6 protein-coding genes are annotated in these 6,342 nt (G+C 63.7%); 3 read left to right on the top strand and 3 right to left on the bottom strand.

The features are described from left to right. Positions 1–520: 520 nt before the first annotated feature. Genes Q0K15_RS10165 through Q0K15_RS10175 form a run of 3 tightly spaced genes read right to left on the bottom strand, consistent with a single transcriptional unit; the run spans position 521 to position 4,796 of the window. Positions 521–2,590 carry an ABC transporter ATP-binding protein gene (locus tag Q0K15_RS10165; protein WP_294515736.1) on the bottom strand — a complete coding sequence of 690 codons (2,070 nt, stop codon included), beginning with the start codon at positions 2,588–2,590 and terminating at the stop codon, positions 521–523. Then, on the bottom strand, positions 2,590–4,326 hold the full coding sequence (locus Q0K15_RS10170) for an ABC transporter ATP-binding protein (RefSeq protein WP_294515737.1): 1,737 nt from the start codon (positions 4,324–4,326) through the stop codon (positions 2,590–2,592). Before Q0K15_RS10170 ends, Q0K15_RS10165 begins: the two co-directional genes overlap by 1 nt. Continuing rightward, the gene (locus Q0K15_RS10175) at positions 4,320–4,796 is read right to left on the bottom strand and encodes a MarR family transcriptional regulator (RefSeq protein ID WP_294515738.1); all 477 of its coding nucleotides are present in this window, start codon (positions 4,794–4,796) and stop codon (positions 4,320–4,322) included. Before Q0K15_RS10175 ends, Q0K15_RS10170 begins: the two co-directional genes overlap by 7 nt. Positions 4,797–4,980: 184 nt before the next feature. Between Q0K15_RS10175 and lexA the strand changes: the two genes are divergently transcribed. The 3 genes from lexA to Q0K15_RS10190 are packed head-to-tail and all read left to right on the top strand — an operon-like array spanning position 4,981 to position 6,307. Continuing rightward, positions 4,981–5,604, top strand: coding sequence for a transcriptional repressor LexA (lexA, locus tag Q0K15_RS10180; protein WP_294515739.1), 624 nt, complete (start codon positions 4,981–4,983; stop codon positions 5,602–5,604). Further along, entirely contained in the window at positions 5,604–6,071 is a 468-nt protein-coding gene (locus Q0K15_RS10185) for a methylated-DNA--[protein]-cysteine S-methyltransferase (protein ID WP_294515740.1), read from the top strand. Before lexA ends, Q0K15_RS10185 begins: the two co-directional genes overlap by 1 nt. Next, a complete protein-coding gene (locus Q0K15_RS10190; RefSeq protein WP_294515741.1) occupies positions 6,071–6,307 on the top strand; it encodes a permease of phosphate ABC transporter in 237 nt (78 codons plus the stop codon). The genes Q0K15_RS10185 and Q0K15_RS10190 overlap by 1 nt, the downstream gene beginning before the upstream one ends. Positions 6,308–6,342: the final 35 nt, after the last annotated feature.

The raw sequence follows: 6,342 nt of genomic DNA on the forward strand, positions 1-6,342 counted from the left end.
CCTTTTTGCTTTTTTTGATCGTGGGCTTTCCGGCGAACGGAACACTTCACAACAGGGGGAATACCAGTCAGCGCCACCACGTTCCGACGCCCACCCACGCAGGCGGCGAAAAAATTAAGGATAGAACCACGGCTTTTCCCTGTTCCGCCGGCGGAGTCACCTGTGGACGGGGCTGGTGCTGGGCGGGGTCGTAAAGCCAGGCCGCCGGATTCCTATTTGGAACCACTCAACCCGCACAGGAGCCCCTTTTTCTTTGGATTCCAAAAACCGTTCTTTTTCCGGCAGGGAAAAAAAACGGGTTTTGAGAGCGTCTCTTTTCTCCAAAAAACGTATGTTGATTGTCATTTGCCCAAATAACATAACCTTCCCCCCATTGGGGGGAAGGTGCCCCCCAGGGGCGGATGAGGGGGCGTTGGATAGAACGGAAAGGGAAATCTATTTTACCAGCCCACCCTCATCCGCCATTTGCTCCGCAAATGCCACCTTCTCCCTGAGAGGGGGAAGGTTTTACCAGTCGTCCTTACTCCAGCTCCGCGCCGCCGGTGTAGAGCTGGTAATACCGGCCCTTCTGGGCGATGAGGTCGTCGTGGTCGCCCCGCTCGATGATGCGTCCGCCCTCCAGTACCATGATGGCGTTGGAGTTCCGGACGGTGGAGAGCCGGTGGGCGATGACGAACACCGTCCGGCCCTCCATGAGGGCGTCCATGCCCTTCTGGATGATGCGCTCGGTGCGGGTGTCGATGGAGGAGGTGGCCTCGTCCAGGATCATCACCGGCGGGTCGGCCACCGCCGCCCGGGCGATGCCCAGCAGCTGCCGCTGGCCCTGGGACAGGTTGGCGCCGTCCCCGGTGACCATGGTCTGGTAGCCCTGGGGCAGCCGCCGGATGAAGGAGTCGGCCCCGGCGATCTTGGCGGCCTCGATGCAGTCGTCATCGCTGGCCTCCAGGCGGCCGTAGCGGATGTTGTCCATGACGGTGCCGGTGAAGAGGTGGGTGTCCTGGAGCACCGCGCCCAGAGAGCGGCGCAGGTCGTCCTTCTTAATGGCCTTCACGTCGATGCCGCCATAGGTGATGACGCCGTCCTGGATCTCATAGAACCGGTTGACCAGGTTGGTGATGGTGGTCTTGCCCGCGCCGGTGGAGCCTACGAAGGCGATCTTCTGGCCGGGGTTGGCGAACACCGTCACGTCGTGAAGGATCTGCTTGCCGGGGACGTAGGAGAAGTCCACATGGCTCAGCCGCACCGCGCCGGTGAGCTGGGTGAGGGTGTAGCCCTCCTCCCGCTGGACGTCGCCCCGGATGCGGTGGAGGCCGTAGGCCGGGTCGCCCTCATTGGGGTACTTCCACGCCCACATGGCCCCCTCGGTGCCCTCGGGGCACTCCACCAGCTCGTCGTTCTCGTCCTTCACCGCCCGGGCGAGGACAAAGCGGTTGTTGTCGGGCACCTTCCAGGCCCACTCATGGACGTGAGCGCCGGCGGCGGCGGGCACCATGCGGCCCTGCTCGTCCCGGACCACGGGCACTAGAGTGACGAAGCCCTCGTCCACCTCGCTCTTTTCATCCATGCACTCAAAAATCCGCTCGGCGCCGGCCAGGGCGGAGAGAATGGTGGTGAGCTGCTGGGAGATCTGGTTCATGGGCTGGCCCACCTGGCGGCAGTAGTTGAGGTAGAGGGTGAAGGAGCCCAGAGGCAGGCCCATGACGATGGACAGCACGCCGCCGAAGGCGGCGGTGAGGGCGTAGCCCACGTTCATGATGTTCATGGCGATGGGCATGATGGCGGTGGAGTAGAAGTTGGCCGCCGTGGCGGAGGCGCGGTAGCTCTCGTTGAGGGAGTTGAAGAGGTCCTTGGCCGCCTCCTCGTGGGTGAAGGCCTTGACCACCTTCAGCCCTTCAATGGTCTCCTGGATGTTGCCGTTGACGGCGCCCAGGTCGGCCTGCTGCTTCTGGTAGTAGCGCCGGGACCGGCCGCCGAACACCTTGAACACCAGGAAGGTGGCGCCCAAGGTGAACACCGACACCAGGAAGAGGAGGGGGCTCACCGTGAGCATGACCACCACGATGCCCACGAACATGAGCACGCTGGAGAAGAGGGAGACCACGCTCTGCTCCAGGGCCAGCTGGACGTTGTCGGCGTCGTTGGTGAAGCGGCTCATGAGCTCGCCGTGGGGGTGCTGGTCGAAGTAGGAGAGGGGCAGGGTCTGGAGGTGGTCAAAGAGCTCCTTGCGCATGCGGTTGGTGCCCCGCTGGGCCAGTTGGACCATGATGCCCGACTGGGCGTAGGTGCACACCCAGCCCACGGCGTAGATGGCCAGGAGCTTGAGGACGTCGGAGAGGAGGTCAGCGGGGAAGGTGTAGACGCCCCCGGCGATGTTGTTGATGATGACCAGGTTGATAAAGCTGGAACCGGCGATGTTGGTAAAGACCGACCCCAGGAGGCAGACCAGAACGATCAGGAGGGGCCACTTCTTCTGGGCCAGGTAGCCCATGAGCCGGGCGATGGTCTTGCCCAGGTTCTTGGGCTTCTGGAAGCCGCCCCGGGCGCCCCGGCCGCCGGGGCCGGGCATGTTGTGCTGATTCTGTTGGGCCATTATTCCTGCACCCCTTCCTGCTGAGACTGGTAGATCTCCTGATAGATGCCGCACCGGGCCATGAGCTCGTCATGGGTGCCCATGTCGGTGATCTTGCCGTCGTCCAGCACCAGGATGCGGTCGGCGGACATGACGGAGGAGATCCGCTGGGCGATGATGATGACGGTGGTGCCCGCCAGGTTCTCCTTGAAGGACTGGCGGATCTTGGCGTCGGTGGCGGTGTCCACGGCGGAGGTGGAGTCGTCCAGGATGAGGACCGCCGGGTGGCGGAGCATGGCCCGGGCGATACACAGCCGCTGCTTCTGGCCGCCGGAGACGTTGGTGCCGCCCTGGGCCATCTGGGTGTCGAAGCCGTCGGGGAAGGCCATGACGAAGTCATAGGCCTGGGCGTTCTTGGCCGCCTGGATCATCTCCTCCTCGGTGGCGTCGGCCCGGCCCCACAGGAGGTTTTCCCGGATGGTGCCGGTGAAGAGGACGTTGTTCTGGAGCACCATGCCGATGCGCTTTCGGAGCTCCTCCAGGGGGTAGTCCCGCACGTCCACCCCGTCCAGCAGCACCGCGCCGCCGGACACGTCATAGAACCGGGGGATCAGATTGACCAGGGAGGATTTGCCGGTGCCGGTGCCGCCCACCACGGCGATAAACTCGCCGGGCTGGATGGCGAGGTCGATGCCGCTGAGCACGTTCTCACCGGTGCCGCCGGCGTCGTACTTGAAGTCCACGTTCTGGAACTCCACCCGGCCCTTGGCCTCGGGGAGCTCAGCGGGGGTGAGGGGACCGTCCTCGATGGAGGGCTCCGTCTCCAGCACCTCGTTGATACGGCGGGCGCAGGCGATGGACCGGGAGAGCTGGAGGAAGCTCATGCCCAGCATCATGACGCTCATGAGGATCTGGAAGATGTAGGTGATGAAGGAGGAGAGGTCGCCGATGAGCATCTCTCCGCCGATGACCTGGCCGCCGCCCAGGTACAGCACCGCGGCGGTGGCGCCGTTCATGGCCATCATCATGATGGGAATCATGGCGATGACCCGCATATCTACGTTGATGGTGGCACGGGTGAGCTCGTCGTTGGAGTGTTTGAACTTGGTCTTTTCATAGCCCTCCCGGACGAAGGCCTTCACCACCCGGATGGCCACCAGGTTCTCCTGGATGGTGCCGTTGAGGGCGTCGATGCGCTTCTGGAGGACCTGGAAGAGCCGGTTGCACATGCTCATCAGGACGCCGATGGCGATGACCAGCAGGGGGATGGTCACCAGCATGACCACCGCCAGCTCGGCGTTGATGCTGATGGCCACCGCCAGGGCCGCCACCAGCATCACCGGCGCCCGGACCAGCATCCGCAGGGCCATGGTCACCATCATCTGGATGGCGTTGACGTCGTTGGTGATGCGGGTGATGAGGGAGGCCGATGAGAACCGGTCGATGTCGGCGAAGGAGAAGTCCTGGACCTTGTTGTAGATGCCCCGGCGCAGGTTGGCGCCGAAGCCCTGACCCACGATGGCGGCGAACTTGGCCCCCAGCATACCGCAGGTCATACTGCACAGGGCCAGCACCAGCATGATGCCGCCCATCTTCAGAATATAGTTGAGATCGCCCTGGACGATGCCCACATCCACGATGTTGGCCATGAACCGGGGCAGGGCCAGCTCACAGGCCACCTCCAGGATCATCAGCAGGGGGGTGATGAGCGCCAGGCGCTTATACCCCCCCATATAGGGAAAGAGTTTTTTCAGCATGAACAGTCCATCCTTTCCGTAGGCAGAGATTCTCTCAGGTTGTGCAGCATCCGCAGCTGGAAGGCCCGGACCTGCTCCATCTCCTCCGGGGTGAAGCCGTCCAGCATCTGCCGGTCCACCTCCTGGAAGATCGAAAAGCAGGTCTCCAGCGCCCCGCGTCCCTTGTCGGTGAGCCGTACCGTCTTTCGCCGCTGGTCGGCCTCACCGGGCAACTTCTCCACATAGCCGCCCCGCTCCAGCGACTTGAGAGACACCGCCACCGACGCCGGAGACACCCGCAGCGCGTCGGAGAGCACCTTCTGGGAGGAGACTTGCCCCTCCCGGTCCTTCAGCAAAAACAGCAGCAGCGGATTGCCCAGATCCCCCAGGCCCCGCCCCGCCAGCTCCGCCAGCATGAGCTGCTTCCGGGCCCGGGCCACCGCCTGGAAGGTGATGCCCGGCAGATCGCTGTCCGCTCTACTCTGGCACACATCCCCACCTCCAAATTAGTTAGCTGGTTTATCTTTAGCATGCTTACATAGAATAGACCCTTATCGTTGTATTGTCAATGAATTTTCTGTGAACGCCCCCTGCCAAATATCTTAGAACGCTTGTTTGACTTTTTGTGCATGCTATGATAACATAACCTTACCTACAAAAAAGGAGGGACCGCCCATGAAGGGTCTGACGGAGAAACAGCGGCAGATCTACCAGTTCATCGTCTCCTTTCAGCAGGACCACGGCTATCCCCCCTCTGTGCGTGAGATCGGCGAGTATGTGGGCCTGAAATCCCCCTCCACCGTCCACTTTCACCTCAAGGGCCTGGAGGAGGCCGGCATCATCACCAAGGCCGAGGGCAAGACCCGGGCCATCACCGTGGCGGGGGGCTTTCCCGCCACGGAGCGCCGCCGCAAGCCCGAGCCCCCCAAAAACCAGGTCCCCGTGGTGGGCGACGTGGCCGCCGGCGCCCCCATCCTGGCCCAGGAGAACATCGAGGACTACCTCACCTTTGACACCGGCCGCCTCTCCGGGGAGCATTTCGCCCTCCGGGTCCGGGGCGAGTCCATGCTCTACGCCGGCATCCTGCCCGGGGACTACGTGGTGGTCCACCAGCAGGAGTCCTTCCGCAACGGCGACATCGTAGTGGCCCTCTTCGAGGATGAGGCCACCGTCAAGACCCTCCGCAGAAGAGACGGCCACGTCTGGCTCATGCCGGAAAACCCGGAGTATGAGCCCATCGACGGCGACGGCGCCCAGCTCCTGGGCAAGGTGGTGGCCGTCATCCGTCGGTATGACTGATGGCCTGGCTGGTCGTTGACACCCCCTTTGGGCCCATGGCCCTGGAGGGGGAGGCCGCCCTCACCCGGCTCTGGCTCCCCGGCGCCCTGCCGGACCGTGGGGGGAGGGGGGAGGAGACCCCTCTGCTCCGGGCCGCCCGGGAGGAGCTGCTGGAATATCTCTCCGGGGCCCGGCGGGCCTTTGACCTGCCTCTGGACCCGGCGGGGACGGCCTTTCAACGCTCGGTGTGGGAGGCCCTGGGGGCCATTCCCTACGGGGAGACCCGCACCTACGGCGAGATTGCCGCCGCCGTGGGCCGGCCCAAGGCCGTCCGGGCGGTGGGTCAGGCCAACCATGTGAACCCTCTGCCCATTTTCATCCCCTGCCACCGGGTGGTGGGGAAAAACGGTGCCCTCACCGGCTACGCCGGGGGGCTGGACCTCAAACGCGCCCTGCTGGCTCTGGAATCGGGAAAGGAGTGTCTCTGATGGTGAAAAAGTGGATCGCCGCCGGCCGGCTCATGGTCCGGGAGCTGGACCTGGAGGACGTGGCCGCATTGAAGCTGTGTCTCCTGTCCCTGGGGACCCTGCTGGGTCTGGCCGTCCCGCGGAAAAAGAAGCCCGCCTTTGCCCTCTTCTCCACCCTGGTCTTTATCGGCACCTACTTCCCCCTCATGGTAAAATTCCTGGGCGCCCTCTTCCGCACCGACCGGACGGAATACTGAACATGAAAAAAGACCTTCCGTGAGGAAGGTCTTTT

The organism is uncultured Intestinimonas sp. (genome assembly GCF_944387245.1).
Lineage (GTDB): Bacteria > Bacillota > Clostridia > Oscillospirales > Oscillospiraceae > Intestinimonas.

Coding starts and splice junctions, on each gene's coding strand:
- Q0K15_RS10165 (WP_294515736.1), bottom strand. CDS start 2,590: ATGGCCCAACAGAATCAGCACAACATGCCCGGCCCCGGCGGCCGGGGC.
- Q0K15_RS10170 (WP_294515737.1), bottom strand. CDS start 4,326: ATGCTGAAAAAACTCTTTCCCTATATGGGGGGGTATAAGCGCCTGGCG.
- lexA (WP_294515739.1), top strand. CDS start 4,981: ATGAAGGGTCTGACGGAGAAACAGCGGCAGATCTACCAGTTCATCGTC.
- Q0K15_RS10185 (WP_294515740.1), top strand. CDS start 5,604: ATGGCCTGGCTGGTCGTTGACACCCCCTTTGGGCCCATGGCCCTGGAG.
- Q0K15_RS10190 (WP_294515741.1), top strand. CDS start 6,071: ATGGTGAAAAAGTGGATCGCCGCCGGCCGGCTCATGGTCCGGGAGCTG.